17 protein-coding genes are annotated in these 25,057 nt (G+C 58.6%); 9 read left to right on the top strand and 8 right to left on the bottom strand.

All coding sequences use genetic code 11. From position 1 onward, the window contains the following. The first annotated feature begins 40 nt into the window (after positions 1-40). From ASD60_RS16325 to ASD60_RS16305, 5 genes are all read left to right on the top strand, one after another. Positions 41-757, top strand: a complete 717-nt coding sequence (locus ASD60_RS16325; RefSeq protein WP_056854991.1) for an ABC transporter permease — start codon at positions 41-43, stop codon at positions 755-757. Positions 758-777: 20 nt separating this feature from the next. Next, positions 778-1,671 (top strand): glycine betaine ABC transporter substrate-binding protein, encoded by an 894-nt coding sequence (locus tag ASD60_RS16320; RefSeq protein ID WP_056854990.1) that lies wholly within the window; start codon positions 778-780, stop codon positions 1,669-1,671. Between the two features lie 12 nt (positions 1,672-1,683). Beyond that, complete coding sequence (locus tag ASD60_RS16315) at positions 1,684-2,337, top strand: ABC transporter permease (RefSeq protein ID WP_056854989.1); 654 nt, start codon at positions 1,684-1,686, stop codon at positions 2,335-2,337. Continuing rightward, the gene (locus ASD60_RS16310) at positions 2,334-3,491 is read left to right on the top strand and encodes an osmoprotectant ABC transporter ATP-binding protein OsmV (RefSeq protein ID WP_056854988.1); all 1,158 of its coding nucleotides are present in this window, start codon (positions 2,334-2,336) and stop codon (positions 3,489-3,491) included. Before ASD60_RS16315 ends, ASD60_RS16310 begins: the two co-directional genes overlap by 4 nt. Positions 3,492-4,142: 651 nt before the next feature. After that, positions 4,143-5,306 carry a type III PLP-dependent enzyme gene (locus ASD60_RS16305; protein ID WP_056854987.1) on the top strand — a complete coding sequence of 388 codons (1,164 nt, stop codon included), beginning with the start codon at positions 4,143-4,145 and terminating at the stop codon, positions 5,304-5,306. A gap of 92 nt (positions 5,307-5,398) precedes the next feature. Here the strand turns inward: ASD60_RS16305 and ASD60_RS16300 are convergent, their stop codons facing one another. The 4 genes from ASD60_RS16300 to ASD60_RS16285 form a co-directional block, all read right to left on the bottom strand. Further along, a complete protein-coding gene (locus ASD60_RS16300) occupies positions 5,399-6,277 on the bottom strand; it encodes a hypothetical protein (RefSeq protein ID WP_056855258.1) in 879 nt (292 codons plus the stop codon). A gap of 48 nt (positions 6,278-6,325) precedes the next feature. Continuing rightward, positions 6,326-8,542: an alpha-xenorhabdolysin family binary toxin subunit A gene (locus ASD60_RS16295; protein ID WP_056854986.1), complete on the bottom strand. Its 2,217-nt coding sequence runs from the start codon at positions 8,540-8,542 to the stop codon at positions 6,326-6,328. Between the two features lie 260 nt (positions 8,543-8,802). Beyond that, complete coding sequence (locus ASD60_RS16290) at positions 8,803-9,504, bottom strand: tetratricopeptide repeat protein (protein WP_056855257.1); 702 nt, start codon at positions 9,502-9,504, stop codon at positions 8,803-8,805. Positions 9,505-9,561: 57 nt separating this feature from the next. After that, complete coding sequence (locus ASD60_RS16285; protein WP_056854985.1) at positions 9,562-10,242, bottom strand: Fe2+-dependent dioxygenase; 681 nt, start codon at positions 10,240-10,242, stop codon at positions 9,562-9,564. Between the two features lie 207 nt (positions 10,243-10,449). On the opposite strand from ASD60_RS16285, the gene ASD60_RS16280 reads away from it, so the two are divergent. Together ASD60_RS16280 and ASD60_RS16275 are read left to right on the top strand one after the other, a co-directional pair. Continuing rightward, the gene (locus tag ASD60_RS16280) at positions 10,450-12,774 is read left to right on the top strand and encodes a TonB-dependent receptor (protein WP_056854984.1); all 2,325 of its coding nucleotides are present in this window, start codon (positions 10,450-10,452) and stop codon (positions 12,772-12,774) included. Between the two features lie 200 nt (positions 12,775-12,974). Next, positions 12,975-15,503 carry a PepSY domain-containing protein gene (locus ASD60_RS16275; protein WP_056854983.1) on the top strand — a complete coding sequence of 843 codons (2,529 nt, stop codon included), beginning with the start codon at positions 12,975-12,977 and terminating at the stop codon, positions 15,501-15,503. Positions 15,504-15,650: 147 nt separating this feature from the next. Here ASD60_RS16275 and ASD60_RS16270 read toward each other — a convergent pair whose 3' ends face one another. The 4 genes from ASD60_RS16270 to ptsP form a co-directional block, all read right to left on the bottom strand. Then, positions 15,651-17,192 carry an alkaline phosphatase D family protein gene (locus tag ASD60_RS16270; RefSeq protein ID WP_056854982.1) on the bottom strand — a complete coding sequence of 514 codons (1,542 nt, stop codon included), beginning with the start codon at positions 17,190-17,192 and terminating at the stop codon, positions 15,651-15,653. 167 nt (positions 17,193-17,359) lie between these two features. Then, on the bottom strand, positions 17,360-19,111 hold the full coding sequence (locus ASD60_RS16265; RefSeq protein WP_056854981.1) for a PTS fructose-like transporter subunit IIB: 1,752 nt from the start codon (positions 19,109-19,111) through the stop codon (positions 17,360-17,362). An 11-nt stretch (positions 19,112-19,122) separates the two neighbouring features. Next, positions 19,123-20,064: a 1-phosphofructokinase gene (gene pfkB / locus ASD60_RS16260; protein ID WP_056854980.1), complete on the bottom strand. Its 942-nt coding sequence runs from the start codon at positions 20,062-20,064 to the stop codon at positions 19,123-19,125. Next, positions 20,064-22,925, bottom strand: a complete 2,862-nt coding sequence (gene ptsP / locus ASD60_RS16255; protein WP_056854979.1) for a phosphoenolpyruvate--protein phosphotransferase — start codon at positions 22,923-22,925, stop codon at positions 20,064-20,066. Before ptsP ends, pfkB begins: the two co-directional genes overlap by 1 nt. A gap of 291 nt (positions 22,926-23,216) precedes the next feature. Between ptsP and cra the strand changes: the two genes are divergently transcribed. Together cra and ASD60_RS16245 are read left to right on the top strand one after the other, a co-directional pair. Then, positions 23,217-24,212, top strand: a complete 996-nt coding sequence (gene cra / locus ASD60_RS16250) for a catabolite repressor/activator (RefSeq protein WP_056854978.1) — start codon at positions 23,217-23,219, stop codon at positions 24,210-24,212. Between the two features lie 3 nt (positions 24,213-24,215). Next, positions 24,216-24,992, top strand: coding sequence for a TatD family hydrolase (locus tag ASD60_RS16245; RefSeq protein WP_056854977.1), 777 nt, complete (start codon positions 24,216-24,218; stop codon positions 24,990-24,992). Positions 24,993-25,057 lie beyond the last annotated feature (65 nt).

Here is a 25,057-nt window from a genome sequence, read left to right as displayed (position 1 = left end):
ACGGAATGGCGTTCGCCGACTGAAAAAAAGGAGTCCGCCTGTGGCTATTCGCTATGGCAAAGGGCTGATAGGAGGCGTGCTGGTAATCGCCCTTCTGGCCCTGCTGATCCACTGGATCGGCATCAACACGATCGAACATTACCGCGACGATTTGTTGTTTTACCTGCAAGCTCATCTGATTCTCGTCCTCGCCTCCATGCTGGCCGCCCTTGTCGTGGGCATCCCTGCCGGCATATTCCTCAGCCGCCCGAACATGATCGGCCGCGCCGAGCGCTTCATGCAGTTCTTCAATATCGGCAACACGGTTCCGCCTCTCGCCGTTCTGGCCATCGCCCTCGGCATCCTCGGCATCGGCAGTGGCCCGGCGATCTTCGCCCTCTTCCTCGCCTCCTTGCTGCCCATCGTGCGCAACACCTACGAAGGCCTGAAAAACGTCCAGGGCTCACTCAAGGAAGCCGCGGTCGGTATCGGCATGACACCCACTCAAGTGTTGTGGCGTGTCGAATTGCCCAACGCCGTGCCGATCATCATCGGCGGCGTGCGCGTGGCACTGGCAATCAATGTCGGAACCGCGCCGCTGGCCTTCCTGATTGGCGCCAACAGCCTCGGCAGCCTGATCTTCCCCGGTATTGCCCTGAACAATCAGCCGCAACTGCTGCTCGGCGCCGCGTGTACCGCGCTGCTGGCCTTGTTGCTCGATGGCCTGGTGACCCTCGCCAGCCGTCTCTGGCTCGAACGCGGTTTGCGCCCGTCTTAAGCCTCGGCAAAGGAATCGTCATGAAAACATCAAGCTTTTTACTGGGCTGCGTTCTGCTGTTTGCAGGATTTGCCCAAGCCGCGGAAAAACCGGTTATTCGCATCGGCGCCCGGGTGTTCACCGAACAGACCCTGCTGGCGGAGATCACTTCGCAATACCTGCGTACCAAAGGTTACGAGGTGCAAGTCACCGGCGGCCTGGGCAGTAACCTCGCCCGCAGTGCCCACGAAAGTGGGCAACTGGACATGCTTTGGGAATACACCGGCGTGTCGTTGGTTTCCTACAACCATGTCACTGAAAAACTCGACAGCGAACAGTCCTACGCACGAGTCAAAGAACTCGACGCGAAAAAAGGCCTGGTCTGGCTCACTCCGTCGAAGTTCAGCAACACCTACGCCCTCGCCCTGCCGAAAAACGTCGCTGACCAGTACCCACAGATCAACACCATCAGCGAGCTCAACTCGGTGCTGCGCAAGGAAGCCCAGACCAACAACCTGGTGGCGCTGGACACCGAGTTCGCCAATCGCTCGGACGGACTCGACGGCATGGTCGAGCTCTACGACATGAACCTGAGCCGCAAGAACATCCGCCAGATGGACGCTGGCCTGGTCTATACCGCGCTGCGCAACGGCCAGGTGTTTGCCGGACTGGTCTACACCACCGACGGTCGACTCAACGCCTTCAAGTTGAAACTGCTGGAAGACGACAAGCATTACTTCCCGGACTACACCGCCGCACCGGTGGTGCGTAAGGCCTACCTTGATGCGCATCCGCAACTCGCCGAACAGCTCAAGCCACTGGCTGAACTGTTCGACGACGACACCATGCGCGAGCTCAACGCGCGGGTCGATGTCGAGCATCAAAGTCCGTCAGCCGTCGCCGCCGATTTCCTGCGCCGACACCCGATTAATTAAGGAGGAAAAGTCATGGAATTCTTGAACGCCTTTTCCCATCTCGACTGGTCGCAGGTTTTGCACCTGACGTGGCAACACATCACGCTTGTCGGGATCGCCGTAACCCTGGCGATCGTGGTCGGGGTGCCGCTGGGCATTTTGATGACACGCTTCCCGAGCCTCGCCGGGCCTTTGCAGGCCAGCGCCACGGTGCTGCTGACCGTGCCGTCGATTGCGCTGTTCGGCCTGCTACTGCCGTTCTACTCGAAATTCGGCCAAGGCCTCGGTCCGATGCCGGCGATCACTGCGGTGTTCCTTTATTCACTGCTGCCGATCATGCGCAACACCTACCTGGCGCTGAGCGGTGTCGAGCCGGGTATTCGTGAAGCCGCGCGAGGTATCGGCATGACCTTCGGCCAGCGCCTGCGCATGGTCGAACTGCCGATTGCCGTGCCGGTGATCCTTGCCGGTGTGCGCACCGCCGTGGTCATGAACATCGGTGTCATGACCATCGCCGCCACCATCGGTGCCGGTGGATTGGGCGTACTCATCCTCGCTTCCATCAGCCGCAGCGACATGTCGATGCTGATTGTCGGCGCCGTGCTGGTCAGTTTGCTGGCCATCTTCGCCGACCTGCTTCTGCAATGGCTGCAACGCACGCTGACTCCAAAAGGACTCCTCAAATGATCGAACTTCAAAACCTCAGCAAGACCTTCCAAAGCAACGGCAAAGATGTGAAAGCCGTGGACTCGGTGAGCCTGACTGTCAATGAAGGCGAAATCTGTGTGTTCCTCGGGCCATCGGGTTGCGGCAAAAGCACCACGCTGAAAATGATCAACCGCCTGATCAAGCCGACCTCGGGCAAGATCCTGATCAACGGCGAAGACACCACCGGCCTCGACGAAGTGACCCTGCGTCGCAACATCGGCTACGTGATCCAGCAGATCGGTTTGTTCCCGAACATGACCATCGAAGAGAACATCGTGGTAGTGCCGAAATTGCTCGGCTGGGACAAACAGAAATGCCACGACCGCGCCCGCGAATTGATGAGCATGATCAAGCTCGAACCCAAGCAATACCTGCATCGTTATCCACGGGAATTGTCCGGTGGCCAGCAACAACGGATCGGCGTGATTCGTGCACTGGCGGCCGATGCGCCGCTGTTGTTGATGGACGAACCGTTCGGCGCGGTCGACCCGATCAACCGCGAAATGATCCAGAACGAGTTCTTCGAAATGCAGCGGGCGCTGAACAAGACCGTGATCATGGTCAGCCACGACATCGACGAAGCCATCAAGCTCGGTGACAAGATCGCGATCTTCCGCGCTGGCAAGCTGCTGCAGATCGACCATCCGGACACACTGCTTGCGCATCCGGCGGATGACTTTGTCAGCAGCTTCGTCGGTCAGGACAGCACCCTCAAGCGCCTGTTGTTGGTGAAAGCCGAAGACGCAGCGGACAACGCGCCCTCTGTCAGCCCCGAAACACCCGTGGCCGAGGCGCTGGAATTGATGGACGAGCACGACCGCCGTTACGTGGTGGTGACTTGCACCGAGAACAAGGCGCTGGGCTACGTGCGCCGCCGCGACCTGCACCGCCAGACCGGCACGTGCGGGCAATACCTGCGCGAGTTCAACGCCACCGCTGCCTACGACGAACATTTGCGCATCCTGTTGTCACGGATGTATGAGTTCAACCGTTCGTGGCTGCCGGTGATGGATGCCGAAAGGGTGTTTTTGGGTGAGGTGACGCAGGAGTCGATTGCGGCCTACCTGAGTTCAGGTCGTTCACGCGGGATGAAGACCAGTATCGTCTCGCCAGCAGAGGCCGTGGTCGCCTGATCAATAAATAGTCAGAAACGAACCTGTGGCGAGGGAGCTTGCTCCCGCTGGGTCGCGAAGCGGCCCCTCTTTTAAAAAAGCGGGGACTGCTTCGCAGTCCAGCGGGAGCAAGCTACCTCGCCACAGTTTTTTGTGTTTTCAAAGACTGGAAAAGAATATCAACACCGAGGTGGGCTCTGGCACTGCTAAAGCACCCGCCACATTAATCAAAATCGCCTTCACACCCGCCTCTCGCCGCCAACGTCGCCGATGTTGACGCCATCACACTTCTCTACGAACTAGCTGACAAAAGCATCGAACGTGCAGGTATTTTTAACACTGGAAAAATCACGGGGAACATCTGCCCGTCACACAGGTCCGCTACAAAGAGTGATATCGGGTACGCACGTCAGAAGCGTGCAAAAACGCGACATTTTTTGTTGATCTCAAGCCCCTCACGCCCTAAAGTTCGCGCCGAACGTCCATGCTGGAAACGATCCATCCGGCTCAAGTACTGACGACGAGACAGCAAGGCCAAGGGAAAGCTGCACTTCCCATGGCCTTTTTGCTTTCGGCGACATGCCTTGGGAAGTAGGCGAACCAAAGTGGGGATACGGAGGACGTTCATTTGCACCCATTGATTAACGACGTTTGCCACTAGGAGTCCCAAGTATGTCGATCCAGGTCGAAGACTATTTTGCGCGCGAAACCTTTCAGAAAATGAAGGCGTTCGCCGACAAGCAAGAAACCCCGTTCGTGGTGATCGACACCGCGATGATCAGCCAGGCCTATGACGACCTGCGCGCCGGTTTCGAATTCGCCAAGGTCTACTACGCGGTCAAGGCCAACCCGGCCGTGGAAATCATCGACCTGCTCAAAGAGAAAGGCTCGAGCTTCGACATCGCCTCGATCTACGAGCTGGACAAAGTGATGAGCCGCGGCGTCAGCGCCGACCAGATCAGCTACGGCAACACCATCAAGAAATCCAGGGACATCCGCTACTTCTACGAGAAGGGCGTACGTCTGTTCGCTACCGACTCCGAAGCCGACCTGCGCAACATCGCCAAAGCAGCGCCGGGTTCGAAAGTCTATGTACGTATTCTCACCGAAGGCTCGACCACCGCCGACTGGCCATTGTCGCGCAAATTCGGCTGCCAGACCGACATGGCCATGGACCTGCTGATCCTCGCCCGTGACCTCGGCCTGGTGCCCTACGGCATCTCCTTCCACGTCGGTTCGCAACAGCGCGACATCAGCGTCTGGGACGCGGCTATCGCCAAGGTCAAAGTAATCTTCGAGCGTCTGAAAGAAGAAGACGGCATCGAACTGAAGCTGATCAACATGGGCGGCGGCTTCCCGGCCAACTACATCACCCGCACCAACAGCCTGGAAACCTACGCTGAAGAAATCATCCGTTTCCTCAAGGAAGACTTCGGTGATGACCTGCCGGAAATCATCCTCGAACCCGGCCGCTCGCTGATCGCCAACGCCGGTATCCTGGTCAGTGAAGTGGTATTGGTCGCGCGCAAGTCCCGCACTGCGGTTGAGCGCTGGGTATATACCGACGTGGGCAAGTTCTCCGGCCTGATCGAAACCATGGACGAAGCCATCAAGTTCCCGATCTGGACCGAAAAGAAAGGCGAGATGGAAGAAGTGGTCATCGCCGGCCCGACTTGCGACAGCGCCGACATCATGTACGAAAACTACAAGTACGGCCTGCCGCTGAACCTGGCCATCGGTGATCGCCTGTACTGGTTGTCGACCGGTGCCTACACCACCAGTTACAGCGCCGTTGAGTTCAATGGCTTTCCGCCGCTGAAATCGTTTTACGTTTGATAGGCATCCTCTCTGGTCCTGAAACAGGGTAACCCGTGTTCAGGACGAGACAACTCCATTAAAAAAGCCCATAAATTTTATGGGCTTTTTTTTCATTCACGAAGCCAAAGCTCAAGGTGGTTCATCATCTTCACGCACTCACCAGCGCCCTCCAGGGTGCCGGCCAGCTTGAAGTTTAATTCGCCGAGCCTCGCTGCCGTCTTTGCCCGGAGCAGCTCAATGAACACCCCATGGATACGTCGATAAAGCTCCTCAATGAATAACTGCATCTGAGCGATCACCGCAACGAACCCGGTGAATAACGCTGCAATATCTGCCTTATATTCTTCAGCGCTGACTGAAGGGTCCCTCGAAGAGTAATTGAAGTCCCAGACCGGAGTAGTCACAGGCTCGCCGAATAACGCCTGCGCAACCTTTGGCGTTGCATGGCAATTACAGGACCGATATTCCATGGCTGTGGTGAATACCGACCTCAACCCAAACGATTCTACATATACTTCTCCCAACGTAAATTTCAATTCTCCTACCGCGATTCTTAGCTCATCGAATCGAAGAGCCAGTTCATGAATCAAATCTGGCACCTTCGTAGGCGGAAATAACATCCAGGTCGGGGACCTGGATAAACTGAACTGCCTGAAATCCACCTGATCAATGGGCTCATCCCGCGAGGTTTTTCCGGTCATCTCCAAACATTCACGAGTGAATATGTCGAGATCTGAAAAAAAAGCTTCGCCTAAAAGCAAAGTTTCTCTGGTACGCCCCCAAAAGGTCTTTAAATATCGCTCATTGAACGGGGCATTCACCAGCCGCGAGTCCTTGGGCAGACTGGCAAGTTGATGGCCGTTTTTTCTACGAAGCTCAAGCATAAGCGATATACGATCAAAGGTCGGATACAAAGAACCTAGAAAAGTGCTGTATCGATTTAAAATGCGCCGTTGCGCTGATGTAAAACCATAGTCTTGTGAATTCATATTCATCATTTGAAGGGGATGGGCATATGACCACCCCCTAAATCCTGTTTATTGATAAACTGGTTTCATGTATTTGACAACTTCCGCTATTTTGGACACTGCACTATCCGCTCGCTTTTCGACGGAAATCGAAGCATCTTGCTTGAACTCACGAGAAAATTTTTCTACATCATTCTTCAGCTTTGAAAACTCATTTACGTATTTCGAACGACCGTCATCCACCTCGTTCAATGTCTTGACCAGAGTGATTTTCCCATCAATCTGGAGAATATGCCTGGCGTACTTTTGCGAGTGCGCTCGCAAATCAGTTGCCTTCTCGGCGAGTCGGTTATACGCGGCCACCATATTGAGAAAAGAAATAGCCTCACCTATACCCGAGATTATTTTCTTAAGCATATCAACAGCAAATAACGCAACCTGGACCTGCGGGGGTGCCAAACCCAACGCTTTCAAACTTTCAAGTGACAATTGAGCTTCTTCGCCAATTTTTTCGACGCCAGCTTTGGCGATCAAGTCAATCGCTTCGGACACCGACTTCATCTGCTCAGTCAGCTCGGCCAATTTTTCCTCGGTTTTAATCTTGAGGTCTTCCGTGAATATCCGATCCTGCGTGAGCGCTACAATCCATCCTTCAGGAGCCTCCCGATCATACGGGATGCTAATACCCCTTTGAATGCTTTTTAGATCCTCAGCATGTGCGCAGACTTTATTGGAAAGGTTATTGAGTTCCACCTCCATATCCTCCCGTACTTCATCCGCATCCTCCGGATTAACCAATTCTGCCTGGTAGCCTTTGAGCTTTTTCTCGGCACGCTCAAGAAAAAGAGTAAAGTCCTGAGCATTCTTGCGCAGCTCAAATGTAATCTTGTTAATATTGAACGCTACGCTATTCATCGTAACAACAGTGCCCGGCAAGTAATCGAATTGTTCGAAAAGCATTTGCGCAGAAGTATTCGCCCCTTGCACTTCAGCATTATGACCACGCAGCTTGACCACATTAAAAACCGGAACATCCACACTATAAATCAACCCACGCATTGCCATCCCCTCCCCAAAAACCAAACGATTGCTCTCATATTCTTTATCAGCCTCTGCGAACACGCTGAGCAACTGATCCGAACCTACTTTTATCTGCTCCCAAGGCTCGACAATACTGAGTATCTGATTCTTGAATCGTCTCAGGGAGGTTGCTTCATCCAGCTTGGTAACGTCTTGCATGGAAGCCGCGATGTAGTTACTCAACGCATTCCATACCAGCATAAGGTTTTGAGTCGCCACTTCAGCTTCAACCGCAACGTAACTCAGGTTCTGCAGATCATCACGCACTCTGTTCAAAGAGCTCAGTGTCTGGCTTTTGCTGGCCATCAATTGATTCGCGGTTCTTTGCAAATCTTTAAGCTTGTTACGCTGAGTGCGTATCTGCTCAGCTTTGACACCCTGGTAGATGCCGAGAATCAAACCGCCAACATTCAAGGTCGCTGCTGCCTTGATTGCCTCTTGAACCATCTGATCATATTGCTTGTTGAGATCCTCAATCTCTTTTGAGCGCTGATCAATTTCATCCTGCAGAACCTGTATATCTGCCCCATAGGTATTGTTCTTAACAAACTCAAGTCGCAACCTGATTTGCGGCAGCACTTTCGTGAGCATGTCGTGGCCAAACTCGTTCAGTCTGGTTCGTACCGACTCGGCGCTTTGATGACATTGCGTGACCTTGAACAGCAGATCATTGAGGTAGATTCGAATTTCGTTTACATCTCCGGGAGACACCTCATCACTGGGGAGGCCTGGAACTTTCATTTTCAGTTTCAGATACTCTTCCGGCGTATTGATATTATATTCTTCCAGATATTTCGATATCTTGAGGTCCTCATACACCTCTACAATTGAGTAACCTGTCCCGAGGATGCTGCCGGCAAAAATTTTCAGCTCGTTGCCTGTCAGCATTATGTCCCGGCGTAATGGTGACCAGCGCTTGGCATGGTTATAGGTCAAAGTGAATGTAAATAAAAAATCACTCGCCGTCAGCCCCTTGCCCCCCTCATCACCCGCGCCGTAATTCAAGTATGCAATTACATCTTGCAGCCGAACAGGAAGAGAAAGCCCTAACGTTTCATACTTCTTGAGACTGATGATCTGTTCCTTGGTCAACTGTATCCCCATTCCACGGTGATGCTCTTCACCCACACCTAACGATGCATTCACAAACACCTGGGGTGTTTTGGCGGCAGCTTCGACCAGTTCATTATTCGTTTTCAACTCCATCAGAGACTCCTTGTCTTCGTCGAGTATTAAGAAAGAATTAACAACAACAATATTCAAGCGCCGCTTCCGGCGACACTTTTCAATACTGTGAAAACAACCTTAAGGCGATACGAAACAAATCAACAAGTCTTAAAATATTAAAATTCAAGACAGCAGACATTAATAAAATAACCAGACCAGCAACAACCATCCCGCCCGCCAACTTTTACAGCGCGAGATTTTAATATGGGCTTTCTATTAATTAATGAACAGCGAAGCTGTTACGACGTGACCAACTGTGATAATCGCTGTTGATAAACTTCAGCCATCCCACGAATCTGCGGATGTCTTGCGCTCGACAAGGCTACAACGCTCACCCGCAGGAAATTGCTGTTTCCTCCCGCCAACGCCTTGTGCAACCACTCCAGAGCCTCGCCGATTTGTCCTTCTTCCGCCAGGAGCCCTGCATAACTGAATTGCCCACGAAAATCCCCGCCGAGCGCCGAGCGTCGATACCAGCTTCGCGCCGCGAGTGGGTCAGCGAGGCAAAACTTGCCTTCCTCCAGATAACGCCCCAACAGATTCATCGACTTCGCATGGCCCAGTTCGGCTGCCTGGCGATACAGACTCAAGGCTTGCCGCTGATCCACCGCCACGCCACGCCCGGTCGCCAACAGATTGGCATAGTTGTATATCGCCCAATCCAGTCCGGCTTCGGCAGCCTGGCGATAATGCCCCGCAGCAACCGTCGCATCGGCTACGCAACCCCAACCGTGTTCATGACAACGACCCAGCATGTTGCGCGCCATCAAATGCCCGCCTTGGGCAGCGATCTCGAACCAGCGCACAGCCAGCGGCTGATCCTGCTCAATACCTTGCCCATCCAGCAAAATTTGCCCGAGCAAGGCCTGAGCGTCGAGCACACCCTCACGCGCGGCGATCAAAATCGCCTGTGCAGCGCGTGCCGGGCTTTCCTCGAGCATGGTTTTAAGCTGGTCACCGTCGAGGACTTCCTCGCGGCGCAAACGAAAATCCGCCACTTACACCTCGACCCAGCGGCGCAACAGATTGTGATAAGTGCCGGTCAAGCGGATCAACGATGGGTGATCGGGCACATCGCGGGTCAGGTCGCGGATCGCCCCGTCCATCTCGAACAACAGTGCCCGCTGGCTGTCTTCACGCACCAGGCTCTGCGTCCAGAAGAACGAGGCGTATCGCGTACCCCGCGTCACCGCGTTGACCTTGTGCAGGCTGGTGCCGGGGTACAGGACCATGTCGCCGGCGGGCAACTTCACACGCTGGGTGCCGTAGGTATCCTGGATTTCCAGTTCGCCGCCGTCGTAGTCCTCGGGCTCACTGAAGAACAGCGTGGCCGACAGGTCAGTGCGTACCCGTTCGATGCTGCCCTTGGGTTGGCGCACGGCGTTATCGATGTGGAAATCGAAACTGCCACCGGCCGTGTAACAGTTCAGCAACGGAGGAAAGACCTTGTGCGGAAGTGCTGCTGACATGAACTGCGGGTTTTTCCACAGTCGCTCCAGCATGGCCGCGCCAATCTCCTTGGCCAGCGGATGACCTTCCGGCAATTGCAAATTGTGCTTGGCCTTGGCCGACTGGTAACCGGCGGTGATCTTGCCGTCGGCCCAATCAGCCTGTTCCAGAGCCTCGCGGATGCGCTGCACTTCTTCTTTTTCGAACAAGCCTGGAATGTGCAGCAGCATGGCGTAGACACCTGGAAGCAAAAGGACGCCAATGGTATTGATTCTTATTGCCTGTGTAAAACCCGCTAGACGAACGAAGCAGCAAAAACCGTAAGGTCAAATTGTAAAGAATGTAAATTCAGTGCGAATAGCAATATTTCGCAATTGCTACAAATACGTGTTTACCCTATATTCCGCCGCCTCAAATCCTTGGGGAGGGGAATCAAAATGTCACGTCAACACCCACAATTACCGGTCAGCTCACCGCGTTTGCTCGCTTCTGCAATTGGCGTGGCAATCACCGCCGGCTCCGCTGGTCACATGGTTTTCGCGGCTGAAAAAACCGACGAGAAAGCGCCGGGCAACACGATTTCCCTCGGTGCCACGGCCATCACAGGTGAAGCCCAGGACGACACTTCCTACAACGTCGAAAAAGCCTCCTCACCCAAGTACACCGCGCCGCTGGTTGACACTCCGCGTTCGATCACGGTCATCCCGCAACAAGTCCTCAAGGACACGGGCGCGATGAACATGCAGGACGCGTTGCGCACCGTTCCCGGCATCACCTTCGGTGCCGGTGAAGGTGGCAACCCGCAAGGCGACCGTCCGTTCATTCGTGGTTTCGATGCCCAAGGCGACACCTATCTGGATGGCGTGCGCGATACCGGTTCGCAGAGCCGCGAGATCTTCGCCGTAGAGTCGATCGAAGTCAGCAAAGGCCCGAACTCGGCCATCGGCGGCCGCGGCGCGGCCGGGGGCAGCATCAACCTTGTGAGCAAAAAAGCGCATCTGGGCGACTCGTTCGACGGTGGTTTCACCTGGGGCTCCGACCAGACCCAGCGTTACACCATGGACGGCAACTATCAGTTTTCCGACACCGTCGCCGGCCGTCTGAACCTGATGAGCCACGAGAGCAACGTCGCCGGCCGTGACAGCGTCGACTACGATCGCTGGGGCGTGGCGCCGTCGCTGGCGTTCGGCCTGGGCACCGACACCCGGGTCAACCTCGACTACTACCACCTCGAAAGCAACGACACGCCGGACTCGGGCATTCCTTATTCGATTCCGACCGCAGGCTCGGCGGCGCGCACCAAGTCCAATCCGGACAAACCGGATGACGGCGGCGACAGCAGCAACTTCTATGGCCTCGACAACCGCGACTTCCGCAAGACCCGCGTCGACACGGCGACCATTGCCATCGAGCACGACCTGAGCGACGCGCTCACGGTCAAGAACACCCTGCGTCATGGCAACAGCATGCAGGACTACATCCTGACCCAGCCGGACGACAGCAAGGGCAACGTCAACAATGGCAGCGTCTGGCGCCGTGCGAACACCCGCGTCAGCAACACCGAGACCACCACCAACCAGACCGACCTGTTTGGCGACGTCTACATCGCCGGCTTCAAGAACAGCTTCGCCACCGGTATCGAGCTGAGCCGCGAAGAAAGCAAGAAGTCCTCGTACAACGTCAACACCGACACCACGCCAAGAACTGCCGCAGCGACCACCAATTGCAGCCCCGCGCTGATCGGCGCGCCAAGCGGTTACAACTGCACCTCGCTGTCCAGCCCGAACCCGAGCGACCCATGGAACGGCGCGATCTCGCGCAACTATGCCGGCACCGACACTACGGGTAAAACCTACGCGCTCTACGTGTTCGACACTTTGACGTTGTCCGAGCAGTGGCTGGTGAACATGGGCCTGCGCTACGACCACTTCGACACCGACTACAAGACCTACAACGCGGCCGGCACCACCACCTCCAAGGGCGATGATGTCAGCGAGTTCGTTACCGGTCAGTTCGGTGTGGTCTACAAGCCGGCGGAAAACGGCAGCATCTATGCGTCCTACGCAACATCCGCCACCCCACCGGGCGCGACCCTGGGCGAAGGCCAGGACGGCAACCCGCTGGGTGGCACGCCTGATCGCAATGGCAACCTGCTCGCCAGCGACATGGAGCCGGAGACCACCAAGAACTACGAAATCGGTACCAAGTGGGATCTGTTGAACGATCGTCTGTCGCTGACGGCTGACATCTTCCGCACCGAGAAAGAAAACGCTCGGGTGCAAACCAACACCACCACGTACGAAAACGTCGGCAAAACTCGGGTTCAAGGTTTCGAACTGTCGGCCACTGGCAAGCTCACCGACAAATGGCAGGTCTTCGCCGGTTACGCCTACATGGACAGCGAGCAAATCGATGGCGGCGACATGCCGGCCAACCGAGCCAACAATGGCAACGAACTGCCGAACACACCGAAAAACAGCGCCAGCCTGTGGACGACTTACCAGGTCACGCCGAAGCTGACCATCGGCGGCGGCGCATTCTATGTCGACGACGTGTTCGGTAGCGCAGCCAACACCACCATGGTTGATTCCTACGTTCGCTACGATGCGATGGCGGCCTACAAGCTGACCAAAAACGTCGACCTGCAATTGAACGTGCAGAACCTGACCGACGAAACCTACTACGACAAAGCGTTCTCGACTCACTTCGCCAACCAGGCGGCGGGCCGTACTGCTTTGCTGAGCACCAACTTCCACTTCTGATTGACTGTCATACGACAATCGCTGTGGGAGCGAGCTTGCTCGCGATGGGGCCATAACATTCAACATGCATGTTGACTGTAAGGCCGCCATCGCGAGCAAGCTCGCTCCCACAGCTTTTGTGTGTAAAAGGAATGTTTCTCGACAACCCACGGCATAATGCGCGCCGTGATGACAACTTTTGAACGAACAAGGCGAGCGACGTGTTGAAGAAAACCCTGTTCCAGTTGCACTGGTTTTTTGGCATCAGCGCCGGACTGGTCCTGGCCCTGATGGGCATCACCGGGGCGACGGTATCGTTTCAGGACGAGATCCTGTATGCGTTGAATCCTTCTGTGTTGCAGGTGCAGAAACAGGTCGCCGGTGTGCTGCCGCCCGCTGAATTGGTGGAGAAGATCGAAGCGGCCACGAACCTGAAAATCGCGATGCTCTCGGTCGACATCGACAACGACGTCGCCGCAAAAGCCTTCTTCACCCCGGCACCGGGTGAGCGCCGCGGCCCCATGCGTTTCTTCGATCCGTACACCGGCGAATTGCTGGGCGACGCCACTGGCCAGCAGTTCTTCGGCCTGATGCTGCAACTGCACCGTTTTCTCGCCATGGGCGATACCGGGCGGCAAATCACCGGCGCCTGTACCTTGATCCTGGTGTTCTTCTGCCTGTCCGGCCTCTATCTGCGCTGGCCGCGCCAGTGGAAAAGCTGGCGCGCGTGGCTGACTCTCGACTGGAAGAAAAAAGGTCGCAGCTTCAACTGGGACCTGCACTCGATCGCCGGCACCTGGTGCCTGGTGTTTTATCTCCTGGCAGCGCTGACCGGGCTGTCCTGGTCCTACGAGTGGTACAACAAGGGTCTGAACAAATTGCTCTCCGACTCACCGCAGAACGAACGCGTTCGTGGTGGTCGCGGCCCGGCACCGAAAGGCCCGGCGCCGACAGCCGATTATTCGGCCATGTGGAGCAGCATCTACAGCGCGGCCGGTCCCGGCCTGAGTTTCTATAACACCCGCATGCCACCGGTGGCCGGACAACCGGCGACCGTTTTCTATTTGCTCAAGGATTCGCCCCACGACCGCGCGCTGAACCAGATCACCCTCGATCCGCTCACCGGCGTCATCAAGCGGCACGAGCGCTACAGCGACAAGAGCTTCAAGGCACAGTTGCTGACCAGCATCTATGCGCTGCATGTCGGCAGTTTCTTTGGCATTGGCGGACGGATCATCCTGACGATCACCGCGCTGACCATGCCGCTGTTCTTCATCACGGGCTGGATGTTGTACCTCGATCGTCGACGCAAGAAACGCCAGGTCAAGGACGCACGCAAAGGACTGGCCCAGCCGGGCAGCGATGCGTCAGCGTGGCTGATCGGTTTCGCCAGTCAGAGCGGCTTCGCCGAGCAACTGGCGTGGCAGACTGCCGGCCAATTGCAGGCCGCCGGCCTGCCGGTCAAGGTCCAGCCGTTGGCGGATGTCAGCGAGCAAGATCTGCGTGAATCGAGCAACGCTTTGTTCGTGGTCAGCACTTTCGGCGACGGCGAAGCACCCGATAGCGCCCGGGGGTTTGAACGCAAGTTACTGGGCCGCAGCTTGAGCCTGGAAAGCCTGAACTATGCGGTACTCGGCCTCGGTGACCGCCAGTATCAACACTTCTGTGGATTCGCCCGACGCCTGCACAGCTGGCTCGGCGAACATGGCGGCAAGACCCTGTTCGCCCCCGTGGAAGTCGACAGTGGCGACCCTTACGCCTTGCGTCACTGGCAGCAACAACTGGGCCAGTTGACCGGTCAGGCGCCGGTGGACACCTGGCAAGCGCCGAGCTACGACAACTGGACCCTGACCCGCCGCGAACAAATCAACCCGGACAGCAGCGGTTCGCCCGTCTATTTGCTGGGCCTCACCGCACCCACCACCAGCAGTTGGCTGGCTGGCGACCTGGTGGAAGTGTTGCCGCGCAACTGCCCTTGGGCGATTGAACATTTCCTTGATGGCCTGGGCATCGATGGACGGGCAACGATTGAACTCGACGGTTTGTCGCAACCGCTGGAGCAAGCCCTTGCCAGCCGCCAACTGCCAGAAAATCGCAGCCATCTGGTCGGCCTGCACGCGCAAGCGCTGGTAGCCGCTCTGGTGCCGTTGGCCAAGCGCGAATACTCCATTGCCTCGATTGCCGCCGACGGCATTCTGGAGTTGATCGTACGCCAGGAACTGCATGCCGATGGCAGCCTCGGTGTCGGCTCCGGTTGGCTCACTGAACACGCGCCTGTAGGCAGCAGCATCAGTCTGCGGGTGCGCCGCAACAGCGGCTTCCATCTCCCGAACGAACCCGTGCCCATGATTCTGATCGGCAACGGCACCGGTCTGGCCGGCTTGCGCAGCTTGCTCAAGGCGCGGATTGCCGATGGCCAGCAACGCCAGTGGCTGTTGTTCGGCGAGCGCCATCGGCAACACGATTACCTGTGCCGCGATGAGCTGGAAGAGTGGTTGATTTCCGGAGATCTCCAGCGCCTGGACCTGGCGTTCTCGCGGGATCAGGCCGAGAAGATCTACGTGCAGGATCGCCTGCGCGAATCGGCCGGCGAATTGAAGAAATGGCTGGCGGACGGCGCGGTGATCTACATCTGCGGCAGCTTGCAGGGCATGGCCTCCGGGGTCGATCAAGTGCTCAATGATGTGCTCGGTGCTGTCGAAGTCGAGCGCCTGATCGAACAAGGCCGCTACCGCCGCGACGTGTACTGACAACTGCGCACCTGCCCCTGTCGTTGATCGTTCCCACGCTCTGCGTGGGAATGCGGCCCTGGGACGCTCTGCGTCCCAAAAGCCGAACGCAGAGCGTCCGTAGAGGCGTTTCCACGCAGAGCGTGGGAACGATACTCCATCAGCGGGTCACACCGGCTGCAACGTCTGTTCAAAGACGGAAACCCCATCCAGATCACGCAACACCACGCTCAACGCCCCGCTCTGCCCCTCGATATTCACCTCACCGAAAAACTGAAACCCGGCAAACGGTGAAATGTTCTGCGCGGGCGGTGCTTTCTGGAACACCACTTGCGGGCCGAAGGTTTTATCCAGCGGATTAGGCCCGTAGCTCCCGGCATTCAAGGGACCTGCGACGAACTCCCAAAACGCTTCGAAATCCTGGAACGCGGCGCGGTCCGGGTGGTAGTGATGCGCGGCGCAATAATGCACATCCGCCGTCAGGAACAGGAAGTTGCGCACCTGCTGCGCCCGCAGGAACCCCAGCAGCTCGGCAATTTCCAGCTCGCGGCCCTGGGCCGGTCCCGGATCGCCATTGGCCACCGCCTCCCAGCGCTCGACACCGGGGCTGACCTCGCCATCGGGCACGCCGAGGCCGATGGGCATGTCGGCAGCGATGACTTTCCATTGTGCTTTGGAAGCTTTCAACGATGCTTTCAACCAGTCCAGTTGTTCACGACCGAGGAAGGGTTTGGCGCCACCCAGGTTGTCGTCATTGGCCTCGCGGTAACTGCGCATGTCGAGCACAAACACATCGAGCAATGGTCCGTAACTGAGCTGGCGATAGATCCGTCCGCCACCATCGGCGCTCTGCAAACGCATCGGTGCATATTCGAGCCAGGCCTGACGCGCGCGGCCCACCAGGCTGTGGATATCTTGGCTCTTGTAGCGCTCATCCAGTTGCTTGCCTGGCGACCAATTGTTCACCACTTCATGGTCGTCCCACTGCCAGATTTGCGGCACTTCGGCATTGAAGCGACGGATGTTTTCGTCCATCAGGTTGTAGCGGTAATTGCCGCGATAGTCGTCGAGGGTTTCGGCGACTTTGCTCTTGGCCTCGGTGGTGATGTTGCGCCACACGCGACCGCTTTCGGTGGTGAGTTGGGCGGGTACGGGGCCGTCGGCGTAGATGGTGTCGCCGCTGTGGATAAAGAAGTCCGGCAGGCGCAAACGCATGGCTTCGTAGATGCGCATGCCGCCGATGTCCGGGTTGATGCCGAAGCCCTGACCGACGGTGTCGCCGCTCCAGACGAACCGAATGTCGCGGCGAGTTTGCGGCACGCTGCGCAAGTGGCCGAACCACGGTTCGCTGGCGACGCCGCTCTGGGCATCTTCAAACTGTACGCGATAGAAAATCGCCTGGTCGGCGGGCAACCCGGTCAACTCGACACGGGCGGTGAAATCGGAGCGGGCATCGGCCAATGCCGAGACGAAACGCCGAGGGTTGGGGAACAGACTGCGGGTGTCCCATTCCACCACCATTCGAGCCGGGCGGTCGCTGCGGCTCCAGATAATCGCCCGGTCTCCCAACAGGTCGCCGGACTGCACGCCGTCGGTGAGTTGTGGTCGATCCTTGACCGAAGCGATGACCGCCGGCGCCAGCCCCGGCAACAACAGTCCGGCGCCGACCGCTTGCATCACACGACGACGGCCAAGGTTGAAATCGCTCATGGTGTTCTCCCTGGAAAAGGAAAAACTTAAGCACGTGTCCGTGACGCTGATGTGAAAACGCGATCCTTGTAGGAGCCGAGCTTGCTCGCGATGGCGGTGTTTCATTCACCTCGATGTTGAATGTCAGTCCGTCATCGCGAGCAAGCTCAGCTCCTACAGGTTCCGCCTCAGGCCTTGGCCGGCTCCAGCGCCAACTCAACCGTCTCCGGGCGCTTGACCAGCGCATACACCACCGCCGTCAGCAAACTCCCGGCGACAATCGCCAGCAGATACAGCAACGCATGATTGATCGCATTCGGAATCAACATCACGAACAACCCACCGTGGGGCGCCATCAGTTTGCAGCCGAAATACATCGACAACGCACCGGTCAGCGCACCACCGGCAATGCTCGCCGGAATCACTCGCAACGGATCTTTCGCAGCAAACGGAATCGCCCCTTCGGAGATGAAGCACAACCCCAGCACCAACGCCGCTTTACCGGCCTCGCGTTCGGTCTGGGCGAATTTGCGTCGGGCGATGAACGTGGCAATCCCCAGGCCAATCGGCGGCACCATGCCGGCGGCCATGGTCGCGGCCATCGGTGCATAACTCTGCGACGCCAGCAGTCCCACCGAAAATGCATAAGCGGCTTTGTTGATCGGTCCGCCGAGGTCGACGCACATCATCGCGCCCAGCAGCACGCCGAGGAGAATCGCGTTGGTGGTGCCCATGCTGTCGAGAAAATGCGTAAGCCCGGCAAGCATCCCCGCCACCGGTTTACCGACCACATAGATCATCACCAGACCGGTAAACAAACTGGCGAGCAACGGGATGATCAGAATCGGTTTCAACGCCTCGAGGCTTTGCGGTAAACGCGCGTAGCGGTTGATCGCCTGCGCCGCGTAACCGGCGATAAAACCGGCGATGATCCCGCCAATGAATCCAGTGCCCAGGGTACTTGCCAACAGTCCACCGATCATCCCCGGCGCCAGGCCCGGCCGGTCAGCAATCGAGTAGGCGATGTAGCCCGCCAGCAACGGCACCATCAACTTGAACGCCGTGTCGCCGCCAATTTGCATCAGCGCCGCCGCCAGCGTGCCCTCTTCCTTGAACGCAGTGATGCCGAACACGAAGGACAAGGCGATCATCAAGCCGCCCGCTACCACCATCGGCAGCATGAACGAGACACCGGTCAACAGGTGCTTGTAAACGCCGGTCTTGTCTTTTTTGGCCGCGGCGCTGGCACCCGTCGCTGCGCTTTCCTGGGTGCCTTCGGCGAGGGCCTTGTTCAATGTCGCTTCGGCTTGCTTGAGCGCAATGCCGGTGCCGCAGCGGTAGATTTTCTTGCCGGCGAAACGCTCGGTGGCCACTTCGATGTCTGCTGCCAGCAACACCACGTCGGCATCGGCGATGGCCTGCGCACTCAGCGGGTTGCGCGCACCGACCGAGCCCTGGGTTTCCACTTGCAGGTCGTAGCCCAAGCGCTTGGCCGCTTGCTGCAATGCTTCGGCGGCCATGAAGGTATGCGCGACACCGGTCGGACACGCGGTGACCGCGACCAGGCGCGGTGCATTATTTGCGGCCCCCGCCGGTTCCACGACGGCTTCGGCGACGGCTTCAGGCGCTGTGTAAACCTGAGCTTCTTCAGCCCCGCGGCGCAACACTGATTCCACATCCTGAAGGGCCTGGGCCGGGGTGCTCTGGTAGATGCGCTTGCCCACGAATCGCGACATGTCCACCGGCGCACTGGTGACCAGCAACACCCATTCGGCCGCATCGAGTGTGGCCGCCGACAGTTGCCGCTCGGGGTGCGCCGCATCGCTGATCTCGACGCTGGTGCTCCAACCCTGGCGCTGGGCTGCTGCGTCCAGCAAACGGGCGCACAGCACACTGGTGACCATGCCGTTCGGGCAGGCAGTAACAATGGCTAACTTCATGACCAACCCTCTTATTGTTCTGTCAGGGGACGCACGCGCACACCCTGTTCAAGCTGCGCCAGGCGCGCCGCATCGCTGATACCGAAACCGATCTGGGTAACCGCCATCGCGGCAATTGCCGTGGCCGTTCGCAAGGTTTGCTCAGGTGTATCGGCACTGACCAATCCGTGCAGCATGCCGGCCAGCAAGGAATCACCAGCGCCCACGGTGCTGGCGACGCTGACCTTGGGTGGCGTGGCATGCAGCGCCGAACCGACACTGAACCAGTTCACGCCGTCGGCACCGTGGGAAATCACCACATGCTCGATACCCAGGGCGTGCAAACGGTTCGCCGCTTCTGCCTGGGCCAGAACCGAAACCGCTTCGCTACCCAGCACCTCTGCCAACTCTTCGCTGTTGGGCTTGATCAGCCACGGGCCGGCCGTGAGCGCGGCGCGCAATGCTTCGCCGCTGGTGTCGAGGGCGACTTTCAAACCGAGGTTTTTCAAGCGCACGATCAGCGCCTGCAACCACTGCGGGCTGACACCCTGCGGCAGACTGCCCGCGACGACGACGGCGTCATGCCCCGGCGCAATCTGGTCAAGCCGATCAAGCAAATCCTGTTGCGCCGCCGCGCTGACCATCGGTCCCGGACCATTGAGGTCGGTGATGCGCCCGTCGCTTTCCGCCAGTTTGATATTGCTGCGGGTCTCGCCGGGAACACGGATGAACGCATCGACAAAACCGCGTTTGGCAAACAGGGTTTCGAACGCTTGCAGATTGTCTTCACCGAGAAAACCACTGACCGTCAGCTGATGGCCCAAGTCCGCCAGCACCTGTGCCACGTTCACCCCTTTACCGGCGGCGTGGCTGTGCAGGGCGTCGCTGCGATTGACCTGACCGGGCTCCAGGCGCGACAACTCGACGGTGAGGTCGAGCGCCGGGTTGAGGGTCAGGGTAAGAATCCGGGCCATTACAGGGCCTCCACTAGTGCGCGCACTTCATTGGCGCTGCCCACGGCGAGCGCCTCTCGGGCAAGAATTTGAGTCTGGCTGAGGCTGAGTTCGCGAATCCGCGCCTTGACCTCGGCAATGCTGCGACCACCGACGCTGAGCTCATCCACACCCAGACCGACCAGCACCGGCACCGCCAGCGGATCGGCCGCCAACTCACCGCAGACACCGACCCACTTGCCATGGGCATGGGCCGCTCGAACGGTGATATCGATCAGTTGCAGCACCGCCGGATGCAAGCCATCGGCCTGGGCGGAAAGCGTCGGATGACCCCGGTCGATGGCCAGGGTGTATTGCGTCAGGTCGTTGGTGCCGACACTGAAGAAATCGACCTCTTTGGCCAGCACCGGCGCCAACAACGCCGCCGACGGCACTTCGATCATGATCCCCAGTTGCAGGTCCGCCACCGGGATTTCCAGGCGCAGGCGTTCGGTCATGTCTCGTGCCTGACGCCACTCATCGACGCTGCCGACCATCGGGAACATGATCCGCAACGGACGGTTGTCGGCAGCGCGCAACAAGGCGCGCAACTGCGCTTCCATCACCTGCGGACGCTGCAGGGTCAGGCGAATGCCGCGCACGCCGAGAAACGGGTTTTCTTCCTTGGCAATCGGCCAATAAGGCAGCGGTTTGTCACCGCCGACATCCAGCGTACGCACCACCAGCGGCCGCCCGGCGAGGCCATCGAGGACACGGCGGTATTCGGCTTCCTGCGTCGCCTCGTCCGGCGCTTGCGGGTGGGCCATGAAAATCAGTTCGGTGCGCAACAGGCCAATGCCTTCGGCGCCCTGCTCCACCGCGCCGGTCACGCCTGCGCTCTCACCAATGTTGGCAAACACCTCCACCGCATGCCCGTCGGTCGTCAACGCCGGTTGATGGCGTTGTTCGGCGGCAGCCTTCAGACGTTGCTCACGGGTATCTCGCTCTTCAGTTGCGCGCTGCAAAGTGGCCACATCGGCATCCACGTGCAGGCGACCGCGCTGACCATCGAGCAACAACGGCGTGCCGGGCGCCAGCAGCAGCACTGCAGGGCCGGCGCCGACCAGTGCCGGAATACCCAGGGCCCGGGCGACAATGGCGCTGTGCGCGGTGGCGCCGCCACGGGCGGTAAGAATGCCGGCCACACGGGCCGGATCGAGACGCGCCACATCGGACGGGCCGACTTCGTCCATCACCAGAATGTACGGTTGATCCGGCTCGTGCGGGGTTTCGATTCCGCACAGTTGCGCCAACACGCGCCGGCCAATGTCGCGCAGATCGGCGGCGCGCTCGGCGAGCAACGCGTCGTGCAAGGCTTCCTGCTGCCGGGCCGCCGCTTCGATTACCGACATCCACGCCGCTTCGGCGCTTTCGCCCTGCTTGAGGCGGGTGTCGACTTCATCGGTCAACTCAGGGTCGTCGAGCATTTCCTGGTGGGTGATGAAAATCTCGCGAATGGCCTTGGCCTTGCTGCGCTCGATCAAGCCCTGAATGTCCTGGCGTACCGCGGCCAGTGCTTGCTTGAGACGCTCGCGCTCGGTCGCCGCGGATTCACCGCGCAGCGGGTATTCGATGGTTTGCAGCACTTGAATATGCGCCGGGCCGATGGCGATTCCCGGCGCAGCGGCGATAGCCTGCACCAGACTCCCGGAGGTCGGCGCCAGCAGTACTTGCGTCACTTCAGCGATTTCTTCGCGCGGCTGGCTCACCGGTGGCAGCGGCTCGACTTCCTCACCCAGGCCTTCTTCGATGGCAGCCAATAGCGCGGGCAAGGCATCGGCGGCAATACTGGGCTCGGCGATGATTTCCAGCACCTGACCGCGACGGGCGCCGAGGCTGAGCAATTTGCTCAGACTCTTGACCGATACCGCGCTGTCCTGACCATCGACGATGCGGATGCGAATCTCGCCTTCAAAACTTTTTGCCAATTGCGCGAGAATCTTCGCCGGGCGCGCATGCAATCCGTGGGCGTTCGCCAGCGCAATGCGCGCACTCGGCCAATCGGCAGGCAGTTCACCACCGAGCACTTCCAGCACCGCACGGCAGCTGGTGGCGCGCCCCAATTCATGGCCTCGACCTTCTATCAGCAAGGCGCACAGACGTTCGAGCAACGCCTGATGGGCCTCGCCCAGACTGGCCAGGCAAAACAGTCCGTTAAGCGGTTGGCCGAGGTAACGCAGCGGTTTGTCCGGGGTGACGAAGGCCAGTCCCGGACGCTTCACCGTTTGTTCGCTGTGCAGCCACCACAGGCCATCACCCAGCGGCAGAGCTTCGACCTGCTGCAACACTGCCGAGAAACCGTTGCTCACGCAGTCGGCCTGGCGCAGCAATCGCGCGCCGCGCCAAACCAGCTCTTCGAAATCTTCAGCGGCAACGCCCAGGCCAATCATCTGTGCATCCAGCGCCAGCTCCTGCGGCGCGCCTTGCAGCAGCTTGAGCAAGGCTTCGGCAGAGCTGGCGCGACGCAAGGCCTGTCCCAGATCGGTCTCGCCGAGGGCCCGGGTCAGCAGCTGCAACAGGCGCAGGTGTTCGTCGGATTTGGCAGCGATGCCAATGGCCAGGTAAACGGTCTGGCCGTCGCCCCAATCAACGCCGTCGGGGAACTGCATCAGCCGCACGCCCGTGGTGTATACCTGATCGCGGGTTTGCGGCGTACCGTGGGGAATGGCAATACCTTGACCGAGAAAGGTCGAGCCCTGGGCTTCACGGGCCTGCAGACCGGCCAGGTAACCGTCGGCAACCAGGCCGTCGGCGACCAGATGTCCGGCCAGTAATTGCAACGCTGCGGCCTTATCCACAGCCGACTGGCCCATGGAAATCTGCTCTATGGTGAGCTCGAGCATGCTTTCTCCTTTTTGGCACCTTGGGTGCCAGGTATTGTTTTGAATGATTCAGCTTAGGCTTTTGTCTTGAAACAATCTTTGGCGGTTTCGCGGCAGCACCTGCCAAAGCGTATTTAATCCAGAAAATACGCCTGCTGAAACGTTTAATCTAGAATGATTGGCACGTTACTCGATTCTGTTGCGTCGTTGAAGCCCAACTTGTCGGATGCGTTGTGACGATGGTCGGCTGCCCGAATCGGGTAGGATTGGCGAAAATGTCGAGGCAAGCTCGAGAAAACAAGGAATTGCGGGTTGAAACTCAGTGATATAGCTCAGTTGGCCGGTGTGTCCGTCACCACCGCCAGCTACGTCATCAATGGCAAAGCCGAACAGCAACGCATCAGCAGCGCCACCGTCGAGCGCGTAAGCGCGGTGGTCGAATTGCACGGCTTCACACCCAATCCCCAGGCTGCCGGCCTGCGCAGCCGGCACACCCGCACGCTGGGCTTTATTTTGCCGGATCTGGAAAACCCCAGTTACGCGCGAATCGCCAAACTGCTGGAACAGGGCGCGAGGGCTCGCGGCTATCAGCTGCTGATCGCCAGTTCCGACGATGCACCGGACAGCGAACGGCAATTGCTGCAACTGTTCCGCGCCCGGCGCTGTGACGCGTTGATCGTTGCCAGTTGCCTGCCCCCCGGCGACGACAGCTACCGGCAATTACAGGCCAAGGGCCTGCCGATCATCGCCATCGACCGGGTCATGGAGCCCGAGCATTTCTGCTCGGTGATCAGTGACGACCGCGAAGCCAGCCTGCACCTGACGCAAAGCCTGCTCGACCCGCTGCCCAAACAGATTGCCCTGATCGGCGCCCGTCCCGAGCTGAGCATCAGCCAGGAGCGCGCCGCCGGCTTCAAAGAAGCGCTGGCCGGTTACAACGGTGAAATGCTGATCGAGCACGGCGAGTCGTTCAGCCGCGAATGCGGTAAACAGTTGATGGAAGAATTACTTCAGCGTGTCGGGCATCTTCCCGAAGCGCTGGTGACCACTTCTTACGTACTGCTGCAAGGCGTGTTCGATGCCTTGCACGACTTCCCGTTGAAAAACCGCCCACTGCGCCTCGGCACTTTCGGCGATACCCAATTGCTGGACTTTTTGCCGTTGCCGGTCAACGCCATGGCCCAGCAACATCAGTTGATCGCCGACAAAGCCCTGGCCCTGGCCCTGGCAGCCATCGAGCAATCCGATTACCAACCCGGCGTGCAGGCCATTGCCCGGACGTTCAAACAACGTATTCGTCAGGACTGAGCCATGGACCTGATCGACACCCACACACACCTGGACTTTCCCGACTTCGAAACGGATCGTCAGGCACTGATGGCCGAAAGCCGCGCCCTCGGGGTCAGGGAAATGGTGGTGCTGGGGGTTTGTCAGGGCAACTGGCAGCGGGTCTGGGAGCTGGTGCAAGACGATCCCGACCTGCATGCCGCGTTCGGCTTGCACCCGGTGTACCTGGACGATCATCGGCCTGAACACCTGACGCAACTCGGCGACTGGCTGACCCGCCTTGCCGGGCATCGGCAGCTGTGTGCTGTGGGTGAAATCGGCCTGGACTACTACATCGAAACCCTCGATCGCCAGCGTCAGCAAGCGTTGTTCGATGCGCAACTGCAACTGGCGGTGGACTTCAATCTGCCGGCGCTGATTCATGTGCGGCGCAGTCACGCGGTGGTGATTGCCACACTGAAACGCTTCAAGTCGAAACGTGCCGGGATCATCCACGCCTTCGCCGGCAGTCAGGAAGAAGCCCGCGAGTACATCAAGCTCGGCTTCAAGCTGGGCCTGGGCGGTGCCGCGACCTGGCCGCAAGCGCTGCGCATGCACCGCGTGCTGGCAAAATTGCCGCTGGAATCGGTGGTGCTGGAAACCGACTCACCGGACATGGCGCCCGCGATGTTTCCCGGTCAACGCAACAGCCCGGCGCATTTGCCGGCAATCTGTGCCGCACTGGCCGACATCATGACCATCAGCCCCGAACAACTGGCCGCCGCCAGCACCGCCAATGCCCGTGAGTTGTTCGGCTGGTAAACACATTAAGCAGATCGTTCCCACGCTCTGCGTGGGAATGCAGCCCGGGACGCTCCGCGCCCCAT

Origin of the sequence: Pseudomonas sp. Root562 (genome assembly GCF_001427125.1) — a bacterium.
GTDB lineage: Bacteria > Pseudomonadota > Gammaproteobacteria > Pseudomonadales > Pseudomonadaceae > Aquipseudomonas.
The sequence above is the reverse complement of the archived record's forward strand: the minus strand, read 5'-3'. Positions and strand labels throughout refer to the sequence as shown.